Source organism: Pseudomonas sp. YL2, assembly GCF_023063025.1.
Taxonomy (GTDB): Bacteria; Pseudomonadota; Gammaproteobacteria; order Pseudomonadales; family Pseudomonadaceae; genus Aquipseudomonas; species Aquipseudomonas putida_A.
In genome coordinates this window covers 38,057-62,421 of the sequence record NZ_JAJSLU010000025.1, presented here as the reverse complement: position 1 = coordinate 62,421, position 24,365 = coordinate 38,057, and the positions used below count along the sequence as shown (strand labels likewise).

Sequence of the window (24,365 nt, the reverse complement as noted above, 5' to 3'; positions counted from 1 at the left end):
TCCCAAGGATGAGAGCTCCCATGGAAATCTCCGGTAACACAGCTTTTTATGCGGGTTTGAGCACGATTCAGACCGGTCAGAACCGTGTCGATCAGGCGGCCAGCCAGATCGCCAACAACACCATCGAGCGTTCGGTCACCAGCCAGTCTTCCGAGGCGCAGGTCGATCGTCTGCGCGGTATCGACCGCAGTCAGCAAATGGATCCGGGCAGCGCGATGGCCGAGATGGCTCAAGGCAAGTTTCAGGTGGAGCTAGGCACCAAGGTCGCCAAGGCTTCCGATGAAATGCTCGGGACGATCATCGATACATTTGCCTGATTTTTCGTGTCTCCTGCCTGCTGAACGCCGCGCCTCGTCGCGGCGTTTTTCGTTGTAAGTCCTTCTCCCTCAACTAATCTTTTTTCATTGCCCGTGGCGCTTTGCAGTCCATGGCGGTTTGCCGTGTCCGGCATTTGAAAAAAGTCATGACGAACGGCAAAAGATCGACGCTTGACAAGATTTCGGCGTAAACGTATGTTTCAAACAACTGTTTGACCGTCACAACAAATCAACGCGGTCGTTCATTCCCGGTTACATCAGCAGAGGTTTATCGCTATGCCTGACTACAAGGCCCCCTTGCGTGATATTCGCTTCGTTCGTGACGAACTGCTCGGCTACGAAGCGCACTATCAGAGCCTTCCAGCTTGCTCCGAAGCAACGCCGGACATGGTTGACGCCATTCTTGAAGAAGGCGCCAAGTTTTGTGAGCAGGTACTGGCACCGCTGAACCGCGTGGGCGACCTCGAAGGCTGCACCTGGAGCGAGTCCGGTGTGAAAACCCCGACTGGCTTTAAAGAGGCCTACAAGCAATTCGTCGAAGGCGGCTGGCCAAGTCTGGCGCACGACGTCGAGCACGGCGGTCAAGGCCTTCCAGAGTCGCTGGGTCTGGCTGTGAGCGAAATGGTCGGTGAAGCCAACTGGTCGTGGGGCATGTACCCAGGCTTGTCGCACGGCGCGATGAACACCATCTCCGAGCACGGTACCCCTGAGCAGCAAGAAGCCTATTTGACCAAACTGGTTTCCGGCGAGTGGACCGGCACCATGTGCCTGACCGAACCGCACTGCGGCACCGACCTGGGCATGCTGCGCACCAAGGCCGAGCCTCAGGCTGATGGCTCCTACAAGGTTTCCGGGACCAAGATCTTCATCTCGGCCGGTGAACACGACATGGCCGACAACATCGTCCACATCGTACTGGCCCGCCTGCCGGACGCTCCGGCTGGCACCAAAGGCATTTCCCTGTTCATCGTTCCAAAATTCCTGCCGAACGCCGATGGCACCCTCGGTGCGCGCAACGCAGTGAGCTGCGGTTCGCTGGAACACAAGATGGGCATCCACGGCAACGCCACTTGCGTGATGAACTTCGACGGTGCCACCGGTTTCCTGATCGGCCCGGCGAACAAAGGCCTGAACTGCATGTTCACCTTCATGAACACCGCACGTCTGGGTACCGCGCTGCAAGGTCTGGCCCACGCAGAGATCGGCTTCCAGGGTGGCCTGAAATACGCTCGCGATCGTCTGCAAATGCGCTCCCTGACTGGCCCTAAAGCGCCGGACAAGGCCGCTGACCCGATCATCGTGCACCCTGACGTACGTCGCATGCTGCTGACCATGAAGGCCTTCGCCGAAGGCAACCGTGCGATGGTGTACTTCACCGCCAAACAGGTCGACATCGTCAAATACGGCGTCGACGAAGAAGAGAAGAAGAAGGCCGACGCACTGCTGGCGTTCATGACGCCGATCGCCAAGGCGTTCATGACCGAAGTCGGTTTCGAAGCCGCCAACCACGGCGTGCAGATCTACGGTGGCCACGGCTTCATCGCCGAGTGGGGCATGGAGCAGAACGTTCGCGACAGCCGCATTTCGATGCTGTACGAAGGCACCACCGGTATCCAGGCACTCGACCTGCTGGGCCGTAAAGTGCTGATGACTCAAGGCGAGGCTCTGAAAGGCTTCACCAAGATCGTCCACAAGTTCTGCCAGAACAACGAAGGCAACGAAGCCGTCAAAGAGTTCGTTGCACCGCTGGCTGCACTGAACAAGGAATGGGGCGAGCTGACCATGAAGGTCGGTATGGCTGCCATGAAAGATCGCGAAGAAGTCGGCGCGGCCTCCGTGGACTACCTGATGTACTCCGGTTACGCCTGTCTGGCCTACTTCTGGGCCGACATGGCACGTCTGGCAGCCGAGAAGCTGGCAGAAGGCACCGGCGACGCCGCGTTCTACACCGCCAAGCTGCAAACCGCGCGCTTCTACTTCCAGCGCATCCTGCCACGTACCCGTACCCACGTGGCCACCATGCTGTCGGGCGCCAACAACCTGATGGACATGAAAGAAGAAGACTTCGCCCTGGGCTACTAAGCCTCAACGCGGTCTGACGAAAACCGCTGCTCCCTTGGGGGCAGCGGTTTTTTTGTTTCCGAATCGCTCAGAAACCCGGGTTTTCTGCCGTTAAAGAGACTGCGTGTGATCTGGATCACATTGTGTGTGCTTAACTGGCCACATTGCAGGCACAATGCCATCTCTTTGATATGACGGGTCGGAGCTTTACCCTTGCCGCGTTCTTCCGCTGTACGTTTCAGCCATTTCCTACCTTCACTGCTGTTGTTGCTCGCGGGGTTGGCGGCTGCGTACGTCAAAGACCTCAACGTGTTCTTCACTTCGCTGTTCAACGTGTTGCCGACCCTGGTTCTGCTGTTGGGCGGCGCTTACTGTGCGGTTTACCGACGTCAGCGCGAGCTGTTTCTGATGCTCACGGTGTACATCGCCTACTTCTTGCTCGACACCCAGACCGACTATTACCGCGACAATGGCAAGGTGCGCGAAGACGCCGCCGTGGTGTTTCACCTGGTCTGTCTGCTGTTGCCGTTGCTGTTCGGGCTGTTCGCGGCGTGGCAGGAACGTACCCATCTGTTTCAGGACATGGTCGCGCGCTTCGCCGTGTTGCTGGCCTTTGGCAGTGTTGCTCTGGGGCTTGAACAAAGTTATCCGCAGGCGCTGCTGATGTGGCTCTCGGAAATCCGCTGGCCGGCGCTCCACGGCGCCTGGATGAGCCTGATCCAGATGTCCTATCCGGTGTTTCTTTCGGCGTTCCTGCTGTTGGCCTGGCAATACTGGCGCAACCCGCGTCCGTTGCATGCGGCGCAGCTGGTCGGCCTGCTCGGGGTGTTCTGGATGCTGCCGAAAACTTTCATCCTGCCGTTCACCCTGAACATCATGTGCAGTCAGGTGATGCTGATGATTGCCGCTGCCGTGGCGCATGAGGCCTATCAAATGGCCTTCCGCGATGAACTCACCGGTCTGCCGGGGCGGCGCGCGCTCAATGAGCGAATGCAGCGTCTGGGCCGCAACTATGTGCTGGCGATGAGCGACGTCGATCACTTCAAGAAATTCAACGACACCCACGGTCATGATGTCGGTGACCAAGTACTGCGACTGGTCGCCAGCAAGCTGTCGAAAATCAGCGGTGGCGGTAGGGCGTATCGCTATGGGGGCGAAGAATTCGCCTTGGTGTTTGCGGGCAAAACCCTCGACGAGTGCATGCCGCACCTGGAAGTCATCCGCGAGTCGATTGCCTCCTACAACATCCAGTTGCGAAATCAGGAGAGCCGTCCGCAGGACGATCAGCAAGGTCGTCAGCGTCGAAGCGGCAGCGGTGCTTCCAGTGTCTCGGTGACGGTCAGTATCGGTGTCGCCGAACGCGTCGAACAGCGTACCCCGGAAGAAGTCCTCAAGTCTGCCGACCAAGCGTTGTACAGCGCCAAGGGCGCCGGCCGTAACTGCGTCATGGCGTTCGGACAGAACCGTCGCGGCGCGGTGCGCATGGACAGCGCCGCTGGCTGACTCAAGCCACACGTCATCACTCAAAAGCCCGCTGATTGCGGGCTTTCTTTTATCTCTGAATGCCGGTGACCAAAAATAACAAATCAGTCACCGGTTGACCCTATGTGTCACAAAAGTTGTTGAGGTACACTCGGCCTCAACGAAAACACTCTTCCACGAATCACCTGTTTAGATCTTGCGAGGTTTGCCATGGCTGACTACAAAGCGCCGCTGCGCGATATGCGCTTCGTCCTCAATGAAGTATTCGAAGTCGCCAAACTCTGGGCTGAACTGCCGGCCTTGGCCGAGACTGTCGATGCGGAAACCGTAGAAGCCATTCTCGAAGAAGCCGGCAAGGTCACCAGCAAAAGCATTGCGCCACTGAGCCGTGCGGCCGACGAAGAAGGCTGCCACTGGAAGGACGGCGCCGTCAGCACCCCGGCCGGTTTCCCACAGGCCTACCAGACTTACGCTGAAGGCGGCTGGGTCGGTGTCGGTGGCGATCCGGCCTACGGCGGCATGGGCATGCCCAAGGCTGTCTCGGCGCAGGTCGAAGAGATGGTCAACTCCGCCAGCCTGTCGTTCGGCCTGTACCCGATGCTGACCGCCGGCGCCTGCCTGTCGATCAACGCCCACGCCAGCGAAGAGCTGAAGGCCGCCTACCTGCCGAACATGTACGCCGGCATCTGGGCCGGTTCCATGTGCCTGACCGAGCCGCACGCCGGCACCGACCTGGGCATCATCCGCACCAAGGCCGAACCGCAGGCCGACGGTTCCTACAAGGTCAGCGGCACCAAGATCTTCATCACCGGCGGTGAGCACGACCTGACCGAGAACATCATCCACCTGGTGCTGGCGAAACTGCCGGACGCACCTGCTGGCCCGAAAGGCATCTCGCTGTTCCTGGTGCCGAAGTTCATGGTCAATGCTGATGGCAGCCTGGGCGCGCGCAACCCGGCGAACTGCGGTTCGATCGAACACAAGATGGGCATCCAGGCGTCCGCGACCTGCGTGATGAACTTCGATGAAGCTGTGGGCTATCTGGTCGGCGAGCCGAACAAGGGCCTGGCGGCGATGTTCACCATGATGAACTACGAGCGTCTGGGCGTCGGTATTCAAGGTCTGGCCAGCGGTGAGCGTTCCTATCAGAACGCCGTCGAATATGCGCGCGATCGTCTGCAGAGCCGTTCGCCGACCGGCGCGCAGAACAAGGACAAGGTTGCCGACCCGATCATCGTTCACCCGGACGTGCGTCGCATGCTGCTGACCATGAAAGCCTCGAACGAGGGCGGTCGCGCCTTCTCCACTTACGTGGCGATGCAACTCGACACCGCCAAGTTCAGCGAAGACGCGACCACCCGCAAGCGCGCAGAAGATCTGGTCGCGCTGTTGACTCCGGTGGCCAAGGCATTCCTCACCGACCTGGGCCTGGAAACCACCGTGCACGGCCAGCAGATTTTCGGCGGCCACGGCTACATCCGCGAGTGGGGTCAGGAGCAACTGGTGCGTGACGTGCGCATCACCCAGATTTACGAAGGCACCAACGGCATTCAGGCGCTGGACCTGGTCGGGCGCAAGATCGTCGGCAGCGGTGGCGCGTTCTACAAGCTGTTCGCTGACGAGATCCGCCACTTCACCGCGACCGCCAGCGCTGACCTCGGTGAATTCACCAAGCCGCTGAACGATGCCGTCAGCACCCTCGACGAGCTGACGGCGTGGCTGCTGGATCGGGCGAAAACCAATCCGAACGAAATCGGCGCGGCCTCGGTCGAATATCTGCAAGCGTTCGGCTACACCGCTTATGCCTACATGTGGGCACTGATGGCGAAAGCCGCGCTAGGCAAAGAAGCCCAGGAGGATTTCTACGCCAGCAAGCTGGGTACCGCACGCTTCTATTTCGCCCGTCTGCTGCCGCGTATCCACTCGCTGAGCGCATCGGTGAAGGCTGGCAGCGAGTCGCTGTTCCTGCTGAATGCTGAGCAGTTCTGATGATGTAACGTCATGTAAGCATTCTCTTACATGACGTGCTGCTGTTCTCCCATATGCGTAGATTGGATCCACAGCTAATCTACAACTCATGGACGTCGCGCAGGAAGCGCAAAGCAACAACACGGACACGTAGGATTCTGCCAGGGTGGCGGAGTGAAATGGATGTCAGGGAAACAGTCTGCAAAGCCCCGCTTCGGCGGGGTTTTCTTTTGCCTGCAGAAAAGTTTTCAGGCCAGCGGATCCAGTGGCGGCGCGGCTTTTAGCGGTTTGTCTTCACGCTGAATCACTTCTTCCAGCAATGTGCGCAGTAACGCCAAAGACGCCTGCTGGCGTTGCACATCGCGGCACACCAGCCCAACCTTCAGCGGCACCCGTGGTTCGCTCAACGGCTTCCACAACAGATCCTCATCGTCGTATTCCTTCTGTGAACGCCCGGGCAGCACCGTTGCCAGCTTGGTGTGCGGCAGACTGTCGAGAATCCCCAGCATATTGTTCAGCTCGGCCTGCACTTGCGGGCGCCGACCCAGGCTGGTCAGTTGCGCCTGCCAGATCTGCCGGATCTGAAACTCTTCGCCCAGCAGCAACATCGGCAATTCCGCTGCCTGCCGCATCGAGACCTTCTTGAATTCACGCAGCGGGTGATCCGCCGGGATGACCAGCGTCAGCTCATCTTCATACAACATCACGCCATGCAGCCCCGGTTGGCGCGGCGGCAGGTAGCTGATGCCGATGTCCAGTGAGCCGTTGAGCAAACGGCGCTCGATCTCCAGCCCCGTCAGTTCATAGATCTGCACCACAAGATGCGGCTGCGCCTTGCGCACCCGTTCGAGCATTTGCGGCACGAGGCTGGTGTGCACTGTTTGCAGTACGCCGATCGCCAGCGTACGCAAGGCCTGCCCCTTGAAGTTGCCCAGCGCTTCCCGCGCCCGCTGCAAACCGTCGAGCAGCGGCACGGCGTGGTTGTACAGCGTGTGCGCGGCAAGGGTCGGCAACAGGCGTTTGCTGCTGCGTTCGAACAGCGTGACGTCGAGGTTCTGTTCGAGCTGACGAATCTGCTGCGACAGCGCCGGTTGCGAAATCGACAGGCGTTCGGCGGCCCGGCCGACATGACCCTCTTCGTAGACCGCGACGAAATAACGCAGTTGTTTGAAATCCATAAGTAATGCTTATCGAAAATGCTGGTAAATCGAAATGGCCCGAAGCCGTCAGTGAGCCTAGTCTAACCGCAATCACAAGGCTTACAGGGCCAGAGAGCGCGATGAATAGCGTTTGCTTCGACAGTGTTTGCATAGGCGGTTCAAAAAACCTCAAGCGAGGTTTTTTGCAATGAATCTGTTCAGTCTGCGGCGTCAGGCGCCGAGTCTCGATGACCTCGCTTTCGAGGCCGGTCCACCCCAGGCAGGCGATAGCCTGAATGCCGAGCGACTGATGCCCAGCGTCGAGCGAGCGGCGCAGGTCTTCGTGCGTGGCCAGGGATCCTGGTTGTGGGACAGCAACGACCGCGCTTATCTCGACTTCTCCCAGGCCGGCGGCGCCAACAGCCTCGGCCACAGCCCTTCGGCGCTGGTCAAGGCCATCGCCAGTCAGGCCCAGGCGTTGATCAATCCCGGTTTCAATCTGCACAACCGCGGCGTGCTCAGCCTTGCCGAGCGCCTGTGCGCCAGCACTTCCAGCGATCAGGCTTACCTGCTCAATAGCGGCAGCGAGGCCTGTGAAGCGGCGATCAAACTGGCGCGCAAATGGGGGCAACTGAATCGCGGCGGCGCCTCGCGGATCATCGTCGCGAAGCAGGGTTGCCATGGCCGCAGCCTGGCGACGATTTCCGCCTCGGACAGTTGCAATCTGCACAACCGCTTCGCGCCGTTGCTGCCGGGTTTCGATCTGGTGCCGTTCAACGATTTGCCGGCGCTGCATGCGGCTGTCGATGCGCAAACCGTGGCAATCATGCTCGAACCGATCCAGAGCGATGCCGGGGTGATTCCGGCCACCGAGCATTACCTCAAAGGCGTCGAGCGTCTGTGCCGAGAATTGGGCATTTTGCTGATCCTCGACGAAGTGCAGACCGGCATCGGGCGCTGCGGCACATTGCTCGCCGAACAGTCCTACGGCGTGCGCGCCGATATCGTTGTGCTCGGCAAGGGCCTCGGTGGCGGCGTTCCGCTGGCGGCGTTGTTGGCCCGTGGCAAGGCCTGCTGTTTTGACGCCGGTGAACTGGGCGGCACTCATCACGGCAACGCGCTGATGACAGCGGCCGGTCTGGTGGTGCTTGATAGCGTGCAGGATCGGGTATTTCTCGAGCAGGTCAAAGACCTCGGCCAGCACCTGCGCGAAGGTCTAGCTCGATTGGCACACCGCTACGGGCATGGCGAACTGCGTGGTCAAGGCCTGTTCTGGGGACTGAGCCTGTCAGAGGATTCTGCCGATGCCGTAGTCAAAGCCGCCTTGCATGAAGGCCTGCTGCTCAACGCGCCGCAAGCCAACTGCCTGCGTTTCACCCCGGCACTCACCGTCAGCAAGGCCAACATCGACGAAATGCTCCTGCGCCTGGCCCGCGCCTTCTCGCGAGTGCGTACCGCGCAACTGCAATGCCGCAAAGGGATTGCCGTCTGAGCTGAAGTTTCCTACCCGATTTGAAGAACCGTCTCGCGGTATAACGCACGCCCCACGCCTGATTCTTTTGGCGTGGGGCGTTTTTTTGTGCCCGATGGTGGCGATCAAATGGCGTTTGCACTGAACCCTGACGAACGGCGCAGGTCGATTAGCGTGTATGGCTCATGTGAGCCAACCCCCATTCAGGAGCTGACCCATGGACTTCATTCGTATCATCATCGCCATTCTGTTGCCGCCACTGGGTGTGTTTCTGCAGGTCGGGTTCGGCGGGGCGTTTTGGCTGAACATTCTGCTGACGCTGTGCGGCTACATTCCCGGGATCGTGCATGCGGTGTACATCATCGCCAAGCGCTGAGTATCGCCGAGTCAGATAAAAAGCCATCGCGAGCAGGCTCACTCCCACAGGGGATTTGTGTTGTGAACACGGTCAACTGTAGGAGTGAGCCTGCTCGCGATAGGGGCACCGCTATTTTGAAATGTAAATGCGGTGTTTAGTCCGCCAACCCCATCACCCGCCGATAAAACCGCCACTCCTGCTCCAGCGCATGCGCCTGATTGGCGGCGCGACGGAAACCATGGCGTTCGTCGGCGTAGTAATGCGCCTCGACCGAGATACCGTTTTGCTCCAGCGCCGCGACCATGTCGCGGGTCTGTTGCGGCACCACCACCGCATCCAGTTCACCCTGGAAGAAAATCACCGGCACACGGATGTTGCTCGCATGCAGTAGCGGCGTGCGGGCGGCGTAGCGCTCGGCATCCTGTTCGGGATCGCCGATCAGCCAGTCGAGATAATCACCTTCGAATTTGTGGGTTGCCCGGGCCAGTGCCACCGGGTCGCTGACGCCATAGAGGCTGGCGCCCGCGCGGAACACCTGCTGAAACGCCAACGCGCATAACGTGGTGTAACCCCCGGCGCTGCCGCCGCGGATAAACGCGCGCTCGCCGTCGATCAGACCTTGCTCGGCCAGATACGCCACCACCGCGCAAGCATCCTCGACATCCACCTCACCCCAACTCAGATGCAACGCCTGACGATATTTGCGACCGTAACCGCTGCTGCCGCGATAGTTGAGGTCGGCGACGGCGAAACCACGCTGCGTCCAGTACTGAATGCGCGGGTCGAGCATCGGGTAGCAGGCCGAGGTCGGGCCGCCGTGGATGAATACCACCAGTGGCGGCCGGGCTTCGTCGTTCATCGCCGGATAAAAGAAGCCGTGAGCCTCACCGCTGCCGCTCGGGTAGCGCAAGGTCTGCGGACGGCTGATGCGCTCCGCCGGCAGAGGTGCAACACCACCGGCCAGCACTTGCACCGAGTGGGTCGTGCGATCGATGGCGATCACCGCCGAAGGGCTGATCGGCGAGGCGGTAATGCAGTAGATGAATTGCTGATCCAGCGCCAGATGGCGGAAGCGGCTGTAGTCGCCGGTGAAATCTTCACCGTCGAGCGCCAGGCGACCAAAACCGCCTTCGCTCCAGCTCGCCAGAAACGAATCGCCCACCGGCATCCAGGTGCAGCCCCCCATTTGCCACGGGGCGGGCGCATGATCGGCCTCGGCGCAGGGCAGTCGCTGCAAACCGTCGGACGTTTCGCCCCACGGCTGCCAGAAACCGCCGCGATCAGTCAGGCATAACAAGCGTCCTTTCGCGTCGAACCGCGGTTGCTGGATCGACTCTTCAAGGTCAGCCCCCGCCACGCAACGCGGTGCGCCAAAGCCACCCTCAGCCAGACGCTCGGCCACCATCAATCGCGTGGATGTCCAAGGCTGATGCGGCCGACTCCACTCGATCCAGGCCAATCGCGAACCGTCCGGGCTGATCACCGGTGCTGCATAAAAATCCGCACCTTCAGCCAGCAAATGCCGGGTGCCGTCGGCCAGATCAATCGCTACCAGCCGATGCTGGTCGCGCAGTTCCTCGACCGCCAGCACTTGGCCGAAAGCAAAATGCAGATCGCCATAACGACACTCGCCAGAAGTCAGCACCTCGGGCGCGCCATCCAGCGTCTGCCGATACAACTGCTGATCCGCCTCATTGACGAAAACCACCCCGTCCGGCGTCAGACAAAACGCGCCACCGCCATATTCGTACACCCGGCTACGCACACTGAAGCCATCCGGCGTCAGACATTTCGCCACGCCGTCTCGCCAGTGCCAGATCCGGCACGCGGCATCTTCCGGGCGATATTCATTCCAGAACAAACCGTGGGCACCGAGTTGCAGTTCGGCGAAATCCATTCCGGCGGCGACAGCCTGGGCGGCGCTGAAAGGCTCAGCCCTTGGCGATGAGGCGTGAGTTTCGTTCATTACGGAAGGCCAGTTGTTCGATGGTCTGGGTGGCGGTCTCGGCTTCTTCTCGGGCCTTGAGAATCACGCCGTGATGTTCGGACTTGCTGCACACCGGGTCGGCATTGCTCGCGTCCCCCGTGAGCATGAACGCCTGACAGCGGCAGCCGCCGAAGTCCTGTTCCTTCTCGTCGCAGGAGCGGCATGGCTCGGGCATCCAGTCGTAACCGCGAAAGCGGTTGAAGCCGAACGAGTCGTACCAGATATGCTGCATGCTGTGGTCGCGCACGTTGGGAAATTGTACCGGCAGCTGTCGGGCACCATGACAGGGCAGGGCAGTGCCGTCCGGGGTAACCGTCAGAAAGATGCTGCCCCAACCGTTCATGCAGGCTTTCGGGCGTTCTTCGTAGTAGTCCGGGGTGACGAAAATCAGCTTGCACGGATGCCCTTCGGCTTCCAGTTTGGCGCGGTATTCGTTGGTGATGCGTTCGGCGCGCACCAGTTGCTCTTTGGTCGGCAACAGGCCGACACGGTTGAGCTGTGCCCAGCCGTAGAACTGGCAGGTGGCAAGTTCGACGAAGTCCGCTTCGAGCGCAATACACAGCTCGATGATGCGGTCGATCTTGTCGATGTTGTGCCGGTGGGTGACGAAGTTCAGCACCATCGGATAGCCGTGGGCCTTCACCGCGCGAGCCATTTCCAGTTTCTGCGCGAAGGCCTTTTTCGAGCCGGCGAGCAGGTTGTTCACTTGCTCGTCACTGGCCTGGAAACTGATCTGGATGTGATCGAGACCAGCCTTCTTGAAGTCACTGATCTTCTGCTCGGTCAGACCGATGCCGGAAGTGATCAGGTTGGTGTAGAAACCCAACTGTCGCGCTTCACGGATCAGCTCGGCGAGGTCCTGACGCACCAGCGGTTCGCCACCGGAAAAGCCCAGTTGCGCCGCGCCCATCTCCCGCGCTTCGCGGAAGACCTTGATCCACTGCTCGGTGCTCAGCTCTTTGCCCTGCTCGGCGAAATCCAGCGGATTGGAGCAGTACGGGCATTGCAGCGGGCAGCGGTAGGTCAGCTCGGCGAGCAGCCACAGCGGCAGGCCGACTTCAGATTTTGGCGGTACTTGCACCGATGCTTCAGGCAAGTTCGATCCAGTGCTGCGCACGGGCAACCTCCATGAATTGCTCGATGTCTTCACCGAGCTCGGGCACGCCGGGAAACTGCTCGTCGAGTTTGGCGATGATCGTCGCGACATCGCGTTCACCGTCGATCAAACCGCCGATCAGCGCGGCGCTGTCGTTGAGCTTGATCATGCCTTCGGGGTAAAGCAGCACGTGACCTTTTTGCGCCGGTTCGTACTGGAAACGGTAGCCGGGACGCCAGGTCGGGATCTTGCTGCGATCAAAACTCATAGGGTGATTCCTTTGTGCCAGACCCGCTGCTCGGTAACGCTGTGATACGGCGGGCGATTCAGTTCGTAGGCCATGCTCATGGCATCGAGCATGCTCCAAAGAATGTCCAGTTTGAACTGGAGAATTTCCAGCATGCGCTCCTGACCCTCGCGGGTCTTGTAGTGCTCGAGCGTGATCGCCAGACCGTGCTCGACATCGCGCCGCGCTTGACCCAGGCGAGTGCGGAAATATTCGTAACCGGCCGGGTCGATCCACGGGTAATGCTGCGGCCAGCTGTCGAGACGCGACTGGTGGATCTGCGGCGCGAACAGTTCGGTAAGCGAGCTGCTGGCGGCTTCCTGCCAACTGGCGCGGCGAGCGAAATTGACGTAGGCATCGACGGCGAAACGCACGCCGGGCAGCACCAGTTCTTGGGAGCGCAGTTGATCCGGGTCGAGGCCGACCGCCTGACCGAGCCGCAGCCAGGCTTCAATGCCGCCGTCTTCACCGGGGGCGCCATCGTGGTCGAGCAGGCGTTGAATCCACTCGCGGCGAATCTCGCGATCCGGGCAATTGGCGAGGATCGCCGCGTCTTTCAGGGGGATGTTCACCTGATAGTAGAAGCGGTTGGCGACCCAGCCCTGAATCTGCTCGCGGGTGGCACGGCCTTCGTACATCGTCACGTGATACGGGTGGTAGATGTGGTAGTAGGCGCCTTTGGCGCGCAGGGCGGCTTCGAATTCGGTGGGGGACAGCGGGGTGTCGGTCATTGCGGTTCTCCGGGGGAACAACCCTAGAAATATCTGGTGTCTGTGCCGGCCTTATCGCGAGCAGGCTCACTCCTACAGGTGATCGCATTCCAATGTAGGAGTGAGCCTGCTCGCGATAGACCGCGCAGCGGTCTCAAAGGCTTACAGCACAATACTCATGCCATCAAACGCCACTTCAACATTACGCCGCGCCAGCTCCGCGCGCTCCGGCGATTCTTCATCGAGAATCGGGTTGGTGTTGTTGATGTGGATAAGCACCTTGCGCTGCTCGGGCAACTGCTCCAGCACTTCGAGCATGCCGCCGGGGCCGTTCTGTGCCAGGTGGCCCATCTCGCGACCGGAGCGGGTGCCGACGCCACGGCGCTGCATTTCATCGTCATCCCACAGCGTTCCGTCCACCAGCAGGCAATCACTGCCGGCCATGATCTCCAGCAATGGCGCATCAACCTTGCCCAGCCCCGGTGCATAGAACAGTTTGCCGCCGGTGTTCAGGTCTTCGACGATCAGGCCGATGTTGTCGCCCGGGTGCGGGTCGAAACGGTGCGGCGAGTACGGTGGCGCGGCGCTGCGCAACGGCAGCGGGGTGAAGCGCAGGTTCGGGCAGGCCGCAACGGTGAAGCTCTGGTCGAGGTCGATGCGGTTCCAGTTCAGTCCGCCGTTCCAGTGGGTCAGCATCTTGAACAGCGGGAAACCGGTGCTCAAATCTTCGTGAACCATGTTCGTGCACCAGACCTGATGCGGGCAGCCTTCGCGCAGGCTGAGCAGGCCGGTGGTGTGGTCGATCTGGCTGTCCATCAGGATGATCGCGCTGATGCCAGTGTCGCGCAGGGCGCGGCCCGGTTGCATCGGGGCGAAGCTCTGCAGTTGCGCGCGGATGTCCGGCGAAGCGTTGCACAGCACCCAGTTCACGCCATCATCGGAAATTGCGATGGACGATTGGGTACGGGCCTTGGCATTCAGGCTGCCGTCGCGAAAGCCTGCGCAATTGACGCAGTTACAGTTCCACTGCGGAAATCCGCCACCGGCGGCCGAACCCAGAATCTGGACGAACATGAACGCTCCCATCTTTCAACGCTGAAAATAAAACGCCCCGGCGAGCCGAGGCGTTGCACTGCAAGTCTGCGTAGGCAGAACTCAGCGGCTGGCGAAGTACATGGTGACTTCGAAGCCGATACGCAGGTCGGTGTAAGCCGGTTTTGTCCAGGACATAGGGTGACTCCTCATTGGGTGGGTGGGATAGCGCTGTCCATAGTTATAGTCCATGGCCGCGCCGGGATGTTCCAAATAGTTAGGCTGCTATGTTACTCAAAATTTCAACGGTATTGCCCGTGAATCTTTGAGAAAGCTCCTTGCAGCCTTGGTAATGATCATTTTGTCGCTTGCCACGGCGCGCCGGGTGACGATTCGCTGGCCAGGCAGCGCCAGCCGCCCTCGGCGTTGAGCAACCGCTGCGCTGTCGCCAGCAGTGCCGAGCGTTCCAATTGGCCGATGGCCGTGTGCAGTTGCGCCAGGTAATCCGACGAGTGGCCAGCGAGCTTGGCCTGCCACAGCAACTCGGAGGCGTCCTTGTCGGACAGATGTCTCTCAGCGAACTGATCCGCGAGTGACTGGCGCTGCTCGTTGAAACGCTCTTCATCGAGGTTTTCGATAAGCGCAGGAATGCCCTCGAGGAACTGCTGGACATGCCCAAGCAGTTCAACTGGCTCAGTATTTGGCGACTGCACACCAAACAGCAATCCGCTTTGGCCATGCATCTGCCGCAGGGCGCTGAACACGGCGTAGCCCAATTGCAATTCGACTCGCAGGCGTTGATAGAACGGTGTCTGACACAGCTGCGCGAGCAAGCGCCAGGCGGCTTCGTCGGCGATCTCGCGGCCGGTGCTCGGGCAGAACAGCAGCAACGCATGCTCGCTGGACGCGGTGTCGATGTGGCTCCACAGATGTTGCGGGTTGATCGCCGTCGCTGCCGGCAATTGATTGTCCGGTGTGCCGGGGATGCGGCTCAGGGCCAGGCCCATGGCTGATTGCGTCTGTGCGTTGAGGCCAAGGGCCAGTCCGTCCCAGCGCGAAGTTGTCCACAGCTGTTTGACGTCGTTCGACTCGACGGCCGATGACAGACAATATTCAGGCAACGCCTTGAGCAACTGGCGGATCGGTATCAACGGCGCTTCTGGCTCTACGCTCGCTGAATCGGCGTCAATTTGCGTCAGACATTTCAGCGCGTGTTCGAGGACACTGGGCATCGGCTCCTGCAAGCCCGTCAGTTTCAGCAGCCACTGCGTGCCGGTGGCGCTGAACGCCAATTCGACGCCGGCCTGCCGCGCGTCTTCCTGCGTTTCCCACAGACTGCGTCGCAGCTTGCCTTGCAGATCTGTGCCGGCCGCCGCCTGCGTTTGCCAACGCAAGTAAATTGCGCCGTGGTCGGTATGATCCGGCAACGCCTGGCTGAATTGCATCGGCGAACGCTCACGCCGACCGCGCGAGCGATCCTGAGCGAAAGTCCGCAAGCCACGATGGGCGCTGGTCTGGCCGCGAATCAGGCCGGCGTTGGCCAGCGGCTCGTTGGAGCCTAGAAAAGGATTGGCGGCAGGCAGGTGCCAATGGTCGCTGAAGTTATCCACAACGCCGATGTCGCGCAGAATCTGTTTGAGCGCAACGACGCCGTTTTCCGACAGACCGTTTTCGCGTTGTTCACTGTCGAGCCGCGCCAGTTGCAGTGCGCCACTGACTTGCTGCTGACGTTCCAGCAGTTTGGCGTATTCCCCGCGCAGCGCTGCCCAGTCCTGTTGCGCGGCAAAGAAGCTCAACCAGTCCAGCAGCTGTTCACCAATGACGCTGAGGGATTCGGCGGGGGCGGTGAATTGCAGGTGCAGCAGCGCTTGCCCGGCGAAATGATACAGCGGCACGGCTTTCAAACTATCCGCGAGGCGGTGTTGCTGCAAATGGACGAGCAAACCGCCGGGCTTGGCGCTGTTCAGCCAATGGCAGAGAAACGCCAGCGCTTCGGCGGACGAGTCGGGCAGTGCTTCGAAAGCGAACAACAGATGGCTGCTTCGCTCGCCGACCTGTTGATAACTTTTTACCGCCAATGGCAGCGGCGCTGCTTGCTCGACCTTATCCCCAGCCGGCAGCACGGCGGCGAACTGCTGCGCCAGTACGCGCAATTCCTCGATGCTCTGCGGCCCGACCAGGCTCAGCGTCATTTGTCCGGTGCGATAAAACTGCCGGTGGAAATCTTTCAGCGCCTGTTGAAACGCTGGTAACTCAACTTTCAGGCTGTCGCGATTTCCCGCATGAAACCCGCGCAGCGGATGTGCGGCCGGCAATCCCTCGTACAGCGCCAGTTCCTGCTGAGCCGTCGGATCTTGCGACCACGCGACGAATTCCGCGTCCAGCACTTCCCGTTCGCGCAACTGATCGTGCGGATTCATACGCGGCTGGGCGAGCATGTCTGACAGACGCTCAAGCCCGGTACTGAAGGCCGAGGTCGGCAGTTCGAAGAAGAAGTCGGTGGTGCGTTCACGAGTGCTAGCGTTTACTTGCCCACCGTGACTTTGCACGTAGGCCATCAGCGCCTGACTCGCAGGAAAACGCTCAGTGCCGAGAAACAGCAAATGCTCAAGAAAATGCGCCAGCCCCGGCCACTTGAGTGGCACGTCATGGCTACCGCCAGCCACCCGCAACGCAGCGGCACTGCGCTTCAAGCCGGGCACCTGACGCAGGGTCACGCGCAAGCCGTTTGGCAGGGTTTCGGTGTGGGGGCGGGGGTGAGTCGGCGCAGGCATGGGCACTTCCAGAACAGTGAAGTGCCAATGCTAGCGGATTGGGTGGGGTCAGCGCTTGTTCAACGCGTGGTAAAGCTCGGGACGACGGTCGTTGAGGTAGCGATTGGCGGCGCGGGAATCTGCCATCAACTGTCGATCCAGCTCACCGACGATCAATGCTTCATCGAGTCCGGCCTGGGCGATACGGCTGCCGTCCGGCGCGGCGATGCTGCTTTGTCCGCAATAGTGGATCTCGCCTTCCTGCCCGCAATAATTGGCGTACGCCACGTAACACTGGTTTTCGAAGGCACGGGAACGCACGGTAACGTCAGCGACGAAATCGAACGGAATCATGTTCGCCGTCGGCACCACAATCAGCTCGGCGCCGGCCAGCGCCAGACGCCGCGCGTTCTCGGGAAACTCCAGGTCGTAGCAGATCAGGAAACCGAGCTTCCAGCCGTTGAGCTCGACCACCGGAAACGCATCTTCGCCGGTGCTGAACATCGAACGATCCAGGTCGCCGAACAGATGGGTCTTGCGGTAATTGCACAGGCGCTCGCCGTGCGCGTCGATCAACTGCACGGCGTTGTAGATCTGCCCGTCGGCCGTGCGCTCGGGGTAACCGTAAGCAATCGCCAGCCCGGCGGCTTTGGCGATTCGACCGATCTGTTGCGCCCATTCACCGTTGTAGACCTCGGCCAGCGTACTGACTGCCTCGGCGCCGATGTTGTAGCCGGTCAGGAACATCTCCGGTAGCACCAGCAGGTCGGCACCCTTCGCCTCCATTGCCAGTTGCTGCAGGCGATGCAGGTTGGCGGCGGGTTCCAGGGGCAGCGGTGGACATTGGTAAAGGGCTACACGCATCGGGGAATCCTCTTACTCGGGCAGGGCGATAGGGCCGATGTCTTTGAACACATCACCTGGGCCCGGGTTCTCTTTATGTGTCGAACCACCGAAATGCTTCATGATCCCCCACACCGCGTTGAGTGAAGTCTGCACCGCGCCTTCGACCCATGCCGGCGTCCACGACACGTCGTCACCGGCGATGAAAATCCCCCGTTGCTCGGCGGGCATGTCGTCCTGCATGAAGTGCGCGTACATGCGCTGGTTGTAGCGATAGTGGCCGGGCAGGGCGCCTTTGAATGCGCCGAGGAAGTACGGGTCGGCTTCCCATGACACGGTGATCGGATCGCCGATGATCCGCGCGGCGATATCGACTTTCGGATAGATCTTCTTCAGCGCGTTCAACGCCAGCTCTACGCGTTTTTCCACCGGGTGCGGCAGCATCTTCAGCGCGTCGCTCATCCACGAGTAGGACAGGCAGATCACCCCCGGCTTGTCGTCACCGTTGTCGAACAGATAGGTGCCGCGGGTCAGGCGATCGGTGAGGGTCATGCTCATCAGGTCGCGGCCGGTTTGCGGATCCTTGTCCTTCCAGAATGGCCGGTCGACCATCACGAAGGTCTTCGACGACTGCATGTAGCGCGTGCGATCCAGCGCCATCCACATCTTCTGCGAGAACAGGGTTTCGTCGCATTCGATCTGCGTGGTCAGCAGCCAGCTCTGGCAGGTGGTCAGCACGGCGGCGTATTCGCGGGTGTCGCCGTTGTTGTCGGTGACGGCGAAACGGCCGTCCGGCGCGTGAGCGATTTTCTTCACGCCGGAACGCGGCGCGCCACGGTGCAGGGATTTCAGGCTGGTGCCTTCCGGCCAGTGCACGCAGCGCTCCGGCACATGCCGCCAGATGCCTTGTGGCACTTGTTCTACACCGCCAACCACCAGGTGTTGGTGATCGTCGCAGTTGGTCATCACCACGCGGAAGATTTCCAGCATCGAATTGGGGAAGTCCGAGTCCCAGCCGCCGGTACCGAAACCGACCTGACCGAACACTTCGCGGTGATGGAACGAGAGTTTGGCGAAGGCTTTGGAAGTGGCAACGAAGTCGTAGAACGTGCGGTCGTCCCACAGCGGAACGAGCTTGTTCCACAGCTCTTTGAGGCGTGGCACATCGCGGTCGCGGATCGCTTGCTGAATATCGGCGAACTGCGAGCCGGCCTCCAGCGCATCCGCCCAGGCGTCAGCCACTTCCTGGAACAGTGCAGGAAGATCCTTCAGGCTTTGTGCGTAATGGGTTTTGCCTTCGAGGTCGATCACGGTGCTGCCGGAAGCCGGCGTCAGCGGGTTCGGGAAAGGTTTTGTCTCAAGACCGAGCTTGTCGACGTAGTGATAAAACGCAGTAGAGGACACCGGGAAACGCATGCCACCCAGTTCCGCGACGATGCCATCGGTGCCGTTGAACGCTTGCGAACGCAGGCGGCCACCCAGTTTCGAGGCCTCGTACACCACTGGTTTCAAGCCGAGCTTCATCAGTTCGTAGGCGGCCACCAGACCCGCGATACCCGCGCCGACAATCGCCACTTCAGCGCCGTGATGGTGTTCAGGAATGCTGCCGAGACCGGCCGGGTGTTCGATCCAGTCGTCGAAGGCGAACGGAAAGTCCGGGCCGAAAATGGTAACGGGTTTCTTACCGTCTGCAGGATGGCGATTGTTCTTGTTCATGGCTGACCTTGCTGGCGACCCGACGCAGGATGCGCGTCTGAGTATAGGAAAAGATGCCAGCCATTCTAGGGAGCGTAGAACACGTTAATAAGACGCAAAGTGTCGTCGTTTTGCTAATTAATTGATCAATATGACGTTTGCTGACTACACACCGACCAAATGTAGGAATGAACCTGCTCGCGAAGAGGCCATCAAGCTCACCAGCACTCAAACCGGCTGCCCTCGATCAATCTTGCTACTCAAAATGATCGACGTCGTGGTCTTCTCCACCCCGTCCACACTGCCGATCTGATCCAGCAATTGATCCAGTTGCTCCGGCGAGTCGGTGCGCAACCACGCCACATAATCAAATTCGCCACTCACCGCACACAACTGCTGCACCTGCGCCATCGCGCTCAACCGGCGCAATACCTCTTTGCCGGAACGCGGCTGCACCTTGATCCCGACATACGCCTGCAACCCGCCATCGACCACGCGCTGCCCCAAACGTACGCCATAACCGGTGATCACCTTGGCCCTCTCCAGCCGCGCCAACCGCGATGTGACGGTGGTCCGCGCAATGCCCAGCTGCCGGGCAAGCATGGCCACGCTTTCGCGGGCGTTGATTTGCAGGGCGGCGATCAGCTGGCGGTCGATTTCGTCGAGGGCGGGTGGGCGGGTGTCGGGCAAGGGTCGGCTCCGTGACTGTCGAGGGCGGATGAGTTTGCATGTTACAGGCACTATCAGCGACACGCTGCTGGCGATGACTGAACACGTCACTTATGCGTGGAGGCAATTGTTGCGCCAAAACAAACATCAAATATTTGGTTTGACTTGCCGGGCCTATTTATCAAGAATGCCAACAAGAGCGCGAAATCTGCTGCCTTGCAGGGCTTTAGCAGACGTAGGTACCTCAGCGATGCTGCAACATCGGTGTAAGGTGAGACCTCTTCATCCCATTTCCTGAGGATGCAAATATCAGGATTTAAATATCAAGGGCAGCCAAATGGCTGCCCTTTTCTTTGTCTTCAAGAATGTACCGCTTGTACAAAAGATCGCCAGCATAAAAACAATCCTGGACGGGCAGTGGCGTCCGGAGATTACTTGTCTGGGGAAACAGTCAACAAGGCGCGGGGAGGGGAGAAAACATAACTTCGGAACATTCCTACAGCCTTCGGGGAGGTCTTCCGAACATTGCGCTCGCAAAGATTGTCCCCTCAACTGATCGCCCAAGAAAAAGCCGCGCATGTAGCGCGGCTTTCAAATGTGGTGGGCCCACACGGACTTGAACCGTGGACCAAAGGATTATGAGTCCTCTGCTCTAACCAACTGAGCTATAGGCCCTCAGTAGGCCGCGGATTATAGCGACGGTTTGGCGGCTGTGCTATCCGAATAATCCGATACGGTTACACGAAGAAACGTTGCGGCGAATTCTTCCGGGGGCAGCGGCAGGCTGACGATGTAGCCCTGGATCTGTTCGCAACCTTCGGCGGCGAGGAATTGTTGCTGGGCCTGGGTCTCGACGCCTTCTGCGATCACGGTGAATTGCATACTCCGGCCCAGAGCGATGATCGCGCGGACAATCGCCGCGTCGTGCGGGTCATCGGGCAGTCCGCGAACAAAGGACTGGTCGATCTTGAGGATGTCCAGCGGCAGGCGTTTGAGGTAACTGAGCGAAGAATAACCGGTGCCGAAGTCGTCGATCGCCAGTTGTACGCCCAAGTGTTTGAGCTGGTGCAGCACCGCCAAGGCCTCCTCGGCCTGGCTCATGATGAAGTTTTCGGTAATTTCCAGTTGCAGTAAATCCGGCTGCAGACGGTTGTCCCTGAGCAGTTGTTCGATGCGTCCGAGCAGATTCGGTTGCCGCAGTTGCGCGCCGGCCAGGTTGACCGACAGCGGGCCAAGGCTGTCGTAGATCTGATTCCACTCGAACATCTGCCGGCAGGCGGTCTCGAGCACCCAATCGCCGATCTGCAGGATCATGCCGTTCTCTTCGGCCAACGGGATGAAGTGCTCCGGCGGCACCTCGCCGAAGGTCGGGTGGCGCCAGCGGATCAGCGCTTCGGCACCGACCAGGCGATGGTCGTCGAGGCTGATTTTCGGTTGGTAGTAGAGGAACAACTCTTCGCGCTCGATGGCCCGGCGCAGTTCGTGCTCCAGTGCCACGCGCTCGCTGGCCTGGGCAGTGAGGTCGCGAGTGTAGCTTTCGACGCGGTTGCGGCCCTTGGCCTTGGAGCGGTACATCGCCGCGTCGGCGTTTTTCACCAAGGTGGCGACATCGCAGCCATCCCGTGGATAGAGGCTGGTGCCGATGCTGGCGCTGATGAAGAACTCGTGCTCACCGGCCTGAAACGGTGCGCCAAAGCAGTTGAGCAGTTTGAATGCGATGTTGTCGGCATCGCTGGCTTGTTGCAGACCCGGCAGCAGAATGATGAATTCATCACCGCCCAGTCGTGCGACGGTGTCGATATCACGCAGTTGTTCTTTCAAACGCACGGCAATGCCTTTGAGCAGCAGATCGCCAACCGGGTGGCCGAGGCTGTCGTTGATGTGTTTGAAACGGTCGAGGTCGAGGAACAGCACCGCGCCCTGACCACCGTTTTCCTGCTGACTGTTCAGCGCGGTGAGCAGGCGACTTTCGAACAGGGTGCGATTCGGCAGGCCGGTGAGCGGGTCGTGGTGCGCCTGATAATCGAGCTTGGCTTGTGCGTGTTTGAGGCTGGAGATATCGGCGAACACCGCGACGAAGTGGGTGATGAACTTGTCGCGGTTGCGTACCGCGCTGATGGTCAGCCAGCTCGGATACAACTCGCCGTTCTTGCGCCGGTTGGAAATCTCGCCCTGCCAGTGTCCCTCAGCAGTCAATTGGTGCCACATCGCCGCATAGAACGCGCTGTCGTGCAGCCCCGAGGCGAGCAGGCGCGGGGTGTGGCCGAGGGCTTCGCTTTCGCTGTAGCCGGTGATTTCGGTGAACGCACGGTTCACCGCGCTGATGTGCTGCTGGGTGTCGGTGATCAACACGCCTTCGGCGGTGCTCTCGAATACGGTGGCGGCCTGCTGCAGTTTTTCCTGCATCAAATGGCGCTCGGTGATGTCCCGGGCAATGGTCAACATGCAGTCTTCTTCGCCGATCGGCAGCGGACGGCTGGACACTTCGCACAGGCGGATCTGCCCGTCGCTGCGACGGATATGGCAGGTGAAATCGCGCACGAAGCCATCGCGGTGCAACAGGTCGAGCATCTGCTTGCGCTCGTTGAGATTGACCCAGATCCCCAGATCCAGCGCCGAGCGATCCACCGACATCGCGCTGTTGAACCCAGTGATTCGGCTGAAACCCTCGTTGACCTCCAGCAGCAGGCCATCGCTCTGACGCGACAGCAACAAGCCGTCCGGCGAGGCGTGAAAGGCCTTGGCGAACTTCTCTTCGGAGGTTTGCAGTTGCTGCTGGGTTTCCTTGAGTTGAGTGATGTCGCGCACGACCACCACCAGCGCCGGAGTGGTGTCGAGGTCGAAGGGTTCGGCCGAGATCAGACCGGTGAATACCTGGCCGTTGTTGCGGCGAAAGGGCATCTCCAGGTTGCGGATACTGCCGGCCTGCAAGCGCTGTAACAGCCCGGGCCCGACCCCGGGGATGCCCCAGATGTTGAGTTCGGTGGCGGTCTGGCCGACGACGTCCTTGGCCTTGAGGCCGATCTGTTCTTCAAAGGCTTCGTTGACCTCCAGCAGACAGCCGTCGGACAACCGCGCGATCACGAGGATATCCGGGCATTGCTGGAACACCGACGCGAACTTCTGCTCCGACAGCCGCAGCGCCTCCTCAGTGCGCTTGGTTTCGCTGATGTCGATCATCAGCCCGCGCATCACAGGCTCGTGGCCATGTTCAATCAGACTGACAATGTCACGCACCCACAGGCAGCGCCCGTCAGCGGTGATCACCCGATAGTCGAGGGTGTGATCGCGTCCGTCGCGTACCGCCTCATCGCAAATGGCCTGGGCGCGGGTCAGGTCGGCGGGGTGAATGATGTTGCGCCAGAAGCCCGGAATCAGCCAGTGCGCCTGTGGATAACCGAGCAGATCTTCGGCATGCGGCGACACATAGCTGTAGGTGAAGTCGCTCATGCGCGCTTCCCAGGCGATGGCCGAAAGGCTCTCGACCAATCCGCGGTAATGATATTCGCTGCTGCGCAATTCCTGTTCTAGGTCGACGCGGCGGGCGATTTCCGAACTCAAGCGGCGATTGATGCGAATGACCACCGCCAGAATGCTGACCAGCAGCAACAGGCCAGGAAGGCCATAGATCAGAAGATCCGACCAGAATGTCCGATGGTCCAGAACATTACCGACCCAATGTTCCTGAATGCTGCTGATTTCCTCGGGGCTCATGTCCGCCAGGACTTTGTCCAGAATACCCACCAGCATTTTGTTGTCGCGGGGTACGCCCATTGCCAACTGATAGCGATACGGCGTTTCACCGCTGACGTATAAACCGTCGAGCTTGAGCTGGCGCAGACTCCAGACGCTGGAGGCAAGGTCGCCGACCACGGCGTCTACCTCATCGGTAGCCAGAGCCTGCAAGGCCGAGCTGACATTGGGCATGGCCACCAGATTCAGGTCGGGATGGTGGGTGCGCAGAAGTTCGTGGGGGGCGTAGTTCTCCACCACCGCGATCTTCAGACCGTACAGGTCCTCGATTTTGCGCGGTTGTGCGCCGCCGATATGGGCGAGAATCACGATCGGAAAGTCGAGGTAGGGGCGGGTGAACGACAGATAGTTCTGGCGCTCCGGCGTGGACATGATTCCTGGCAGCAGGTCGATCTTGCCGGTTTTCACCTGCGCCAGCACTTCGGTCCAGCTCGATGGCTCGACCGGATTGAGTTTGATCGACAGGCGCTGGCGGATCACGTCGATATAGTCGGCGGCCAGGCCTTGATAGCGATTCTGTTCATCGCGGAATTCGAACGGCGGCCACGATGCATCGACACCCAGGCGCAAGTCCGGGTGAGCCGCCAGCCAGCTACGTTCTTCATCGGTCAGAGTCAGCGCGTCAGCCGTTGCGGTCCAGATCATCAGTGACAGCAAGAAAAGCACGGGCGCCAGTCTGGGCATAACCGTCTCGTTATGGCACGGGATTCATTGTTTCGAGTGTAGACGGGGTATGCCGGGGAGG

General features: G+C 60.2%; 18 protein-coding genes and 1 tRNA gene. 6 read left to right on the top strand and 13 right to left on the bottom strand.

What is annotated here, in order from left to right:
• Positions 1–20: 20 nt before the first annotated feature.
• The 4 genes from LVD08_RS26365 (at position 21) to LVD08_RS26350 (ending at position 5,849) form a co-directional block, all read left to right on the top strand.
• On the top strand, positions 21–317 hold the full coding sequence (locus tag LVD08_RS26365) for a hypothetical protein (protein ID WP_003228898.1): 297 nt from the start codon (positions 21–23) through the stop codon (positions 315–317).
• A 276-nt stretch (positions 318–593) separates the two neighbouring features.
• Positions 594–2,399 carry a phenylacyl-CoA dehydrogenase gene (locus tag LVD08_RS26360; RefSeq protein WP_027610694.1) on the top strand — a complete coding sequence of 602 codons (1,806 nt, stop codon included), beginning with the start codon at positions 594–596 and terminating at the stop codon, positions 2,397–2,399.
• A 192-nt stretch (positions 2,400–2,591) separates the two neighbouring features.
• Positions 2,592–3,881 (top strand): GGDEF domain-containing protein, encoded by a 1,290-nt coding sequence (locus LVD08_RS26355; RefSeq protein ID WP_247269651.1) that lies wholly within the window; start codon positions 2,592–2,594, stop codon positions 3,879–3,881.
• 189 nt (positions 3,882–4,070) lie between these two features.
• On the top strand, positions 4,071–5,849 hold the full coding sequence (locus tag LVD08_RS26350; RefSeq protein ID WP_096796670.1) for an acyl-CoA dehydrogenase C-terminal domain-containing protein: 1,779 nt from the start codon (positions 4,071–4,073) through the stop codon (positions 5,847–5,849).
• 227 nt (positions 5,850–6,076) lie between these two features.
• Here the strand turns inward: LVD08_RS26350 and LVD08_RS26345 are convergent, their stop codons facing one another.
• Positions 6,077–7,006: a LysR family transcriptional regulator gene (locus LVD08_RS26345; protein WP_096796669.1), complete on the bottom strand. Its 930-nt coding sequence runs from the start codon at positions 7,004–7,006 to the stop codon at positions 6,077–6,079.
• A 169-nt stretch (positions 7,007–7,175) separates the two neighbouring features.
• Between LVD08_RS26345 and LVD08_RS26340 the strand changes: the two genes are divergently transcribed.
• Both LVD08_RS26340 and LVD08_RS26335 read left to right on the top strand, forming a co-directional pair.
• Complete coding sequence (locus LVD08_RS26340; RefSeq protein ID WP_247269650.1) at positions 7,176–8,459, top strand: aspartate aminotransferase family protein; 1,284 nt, start codon at positions 7,176–7,178, stop codon at positions 8,457–8,459.
• Positions 8,460–8,655: 196 nt separating this feature from the next.
• A complete protein-coding gene (locus tag LVD08_RS26335) occupies positions 8,656–8,814 on the top strand; it encodes a YqaE/Pmp3 family membrane protein (RefSeq protein ID WP_003228885.1) in 159 nt (52 codons plus the stop codon).
• Between the two features lie 136 nt (positions 8,815–8,950).
• On the opposite strand, the gene LVD08_RS26330 is transcribed toward LVD08_RS26335, so the two are convergent.
• The 12 genes from LVD08_RS26330 to LVD08_RS26275 all read right to left on the bottom strand — a co-directional run bounded on the left by LVD08_RS26330 (position 8,951) and on the right by LVD08_RS26275 (position 24,304).
• Positions 8,951–10,762, bottom strand: coding sequence for a S9 family peptidase (locus tag LVD08_RS26330; RefSeq protein WP_247269649.1), 1,812 nt, complete (start codon positions 10,760–10,762; stop codon positions 8,951–8,953).
• Entirely contained in the window at positions 10,728–11,900 is a 1,173-nt protein-coding gene (pqqE, locus tag LVD08_RS26325) for a pyrroloquinoline quinone biosynthesis protein PqqE (RefSeq protein ID WP_103368690.1), read from the bottom strand. Before pqqE ends, LVD08_RS26330 begins: the two co-directional genes overlap by 35 nt.
• Complete coding sequence (gene pqqD, locus LVD08_RS26320; protein ID WP_247269648.1) at positions 11,872–12,147, bottom strand: pyrroloquinoline quinone biosynthesis peptide chaperone PqqD; 276 nt, start codon at positions 12,145–12,147, stop codon at positions 11,872–11,874. The genes pqqE and pqqD overlap by 29 nt, the downstream gene beginning before the upstream one ends.
• On the bottom strand, positions 12,144–12,896 hold the full coding sequence (gene pqqC, locus LVD08_RS26315; RefSeq protein ID WP_247269647.1) for a pyrroloquinoline-quinone synthase PqqC: 753 nt from the start codon (positions 12,894–12,896) through the stop codon (positions 12,144–12,146). Before pqqC ends, pqqD begins: the two co-directional genes overlap by 4 nt.
• A gap of 141 nt (positions 12,897–13,037) precedes the next feature.
• Positions 13,038–13,949, bottom strand: a complete 912-nt coding sequence (gene pqqB, locus LVD08_RS26310; protein ID WP_247269646.1) for a pyrroloquinoline quinone biosynthesis protein PqqB — start codon at positions 13,947–13,949, stop codon at positions 13,038–13,040.
• A gap of 81 nt (positions 13,950–14,030) precedes the next feature.
• Positions 14,031–14,105, bottom strand: a complete 75-nt coding sequence (pqqA, locus tag LVD08_RS26305; RefSeq protein ID WP_003422658.1) for a pyrroloquinoline quinone precursor peptide PqqA — start codon at positions 14,103–14,105, stop codon at positions 14,031–14,033.
• 158 nt (positions 14,106–14,263) lie between these two features.
• On the bottom strand, positions 14,264–16,681 hold the full coding sequence (gene pqqF, locus LVD08_RS26300; RefSeq protein WP_247269645.1) for a pyrroloquinoline quinone biosynthesis protein PqqF: 2,418 nt from the start codon (positions 16,679–16,681) through the stop codon (positions 14,264–14,266).
• A gap of 48 nt (positions 16,682–16,729) precedes the next feature.
• Complete coding sequence (locus LVD08_RS26295) at positions 16,730–17,524, bottom strand: carbon-nitrogen hydrolase family protein (protein ID WP_247269644.1); 795 nt, start codon at positions 17,522–17,524, stop codon at positions 16,730–16,732.
• Between the two features lie 12 nt (positions 17,525–17,536).
• Positions 17,537–19,219 (bottom strand): flavin monoamine oxidase family protein, encoded by a 1,683-nt coding sequence (locus LVD08_RS26290; RefSeq protein ID WP_247269643.1) that lies wholly within the window; start codon positions 19,217–19,219, stop codon positions 17,537–17,539.
• A gap of 207 nt (positions 19,220–19,426) precedes the next feature.
• The gene (locus LVD08_RS26285; protein WP_027610706.1) at positions 19,427–19,888 is read right to left on the bottom strand and encodes an Lrp/AsnC family transcriptional regulator; all 462 of its coding nucleotides are present in this window, start codon (positions 19,886–19,888) and stop codon (positions 19,427–19,429) included.
• A gap of 577 nt (positions 19,889–20,465) precedes the next feature.
• Positions 20,466–20,542: transfer RNA gene (locus LVD08_RS26280), tRNA-Ile, on the bottom strand.
• Positions 20,543–20,557: 15 nt separating this feature from the next.
• Positions 20,558–24,304: a bifunctional diguanylate cyclase/phosphodiesterase gene (locus LVD08_RS26275; RefSeq protein ID WP_115988768.1), complete on the bottom strand. Its 3,747-nt coding sequence runs from the start codon at positions 24,302–24,304 to the stop codon at positions 20,558–20,560.
• Between the last annotated feature and the right edge of the window lie 61 nt (positions 24,305–24,365).

Bases quoted from the DNA above. Each gene is read 5' to 3' on its own strand.
- LVD08_RS26365 (WP_003228898.1), top strand. From the start codon at position 21: ATGGAAATCTCCGGTAACACAGCTTTTTATGCGGGTTTGAGCACGATT.
- LVD08_RS26360 (WP_027610694.1), top strand. From the start codon at position 594: ATGCCTGACTACAAGGCCCCCTTGCGTGATATTCGCTTCGTTCGTGAC.
- LVD08_RS26350 (WP_096796670.1), top strand. From the start codon at position 4,071: ATGGCTGACTACAAAGCGCCGCTGCGCGATATGCGCTTCGTCCTCAAT.
- LVD08_RS26345 (WP_096796669.1), bottom strand. From the start codon at position 7,006: ATGGATTTCAAACAACTGCGTTATTTCGTCGCGGTCTACGAAGAGGGT.
- LVD08_RS26340 (WP_247269650.1), top strand. From the start codon at position 7,176: ATGAATCTGTTCAGTCTGCGGCGTCAGGCGCCGAGTCTCGATGACCTC.
- LVD08_RS26335 (WP_003228885.1), top strand. From the start codon at position 8,656: ATGGACTTCATTCGTATCATCATCGCCATTCTGTTGCCGCCACTGGGT.
- LVD08_RS26330 (WP_247269649.1), bottom strand. From the start codon at position 10,762: ATGAACGAAACTCACGCCTCATCGCCAAGGGCTGAGCCTTTCAGCGCC.
- pqqD (WP_247269648.1), bottom strand. From the start codon at position 12,147: ATGAGTTTTGATCGCAGCAAGATCCCGACCTGGCGTCCCGGCTACCGT.
- pqqC (WP_247269647.1), bottom strand. From the start codon at position 12,896: ATGACCGACACCCCGCTGTCCCCCACCGAATTCGAAGCCGCCCTGCGC.
- pqqB (WP_247269646.1), bottom strand. From the start codon at position 13,949: ATGTTCGTCCAGATTCTGGGTTCGGCCGCCGGTGGCGGATTTCCGCAG.
- pqqF (WP_247269645.1), bottom strand. From the start codon at position 16,681: ATGCCTGCGCCGACTCACCCCCGCCCCCACACCGAAACCCTGCCAAAC.
- LVD08_RS26295 (WP_247269644.1), bottom strand. From the start codon at position 17,524: ATGCGTGTAGCCCTTTACCAATGTCCACCGCTGCCCCTGGAACCCGCC.
- LVD08_RS26290 (WP_247269643.1), bottom strand. From the start codon at position 19,219: ATGAACAAGAACAATCGCCATCCTGCAGACGGTAAGAAACCCGTTACC.
- LVD08_RS26275 (WP_115988768.1), bottom strand. From the start codon at position 24,304: ATGCCCAGACTGGCGCCCGTGCTTTTCTTGCTGTCACTGATGATCTGG.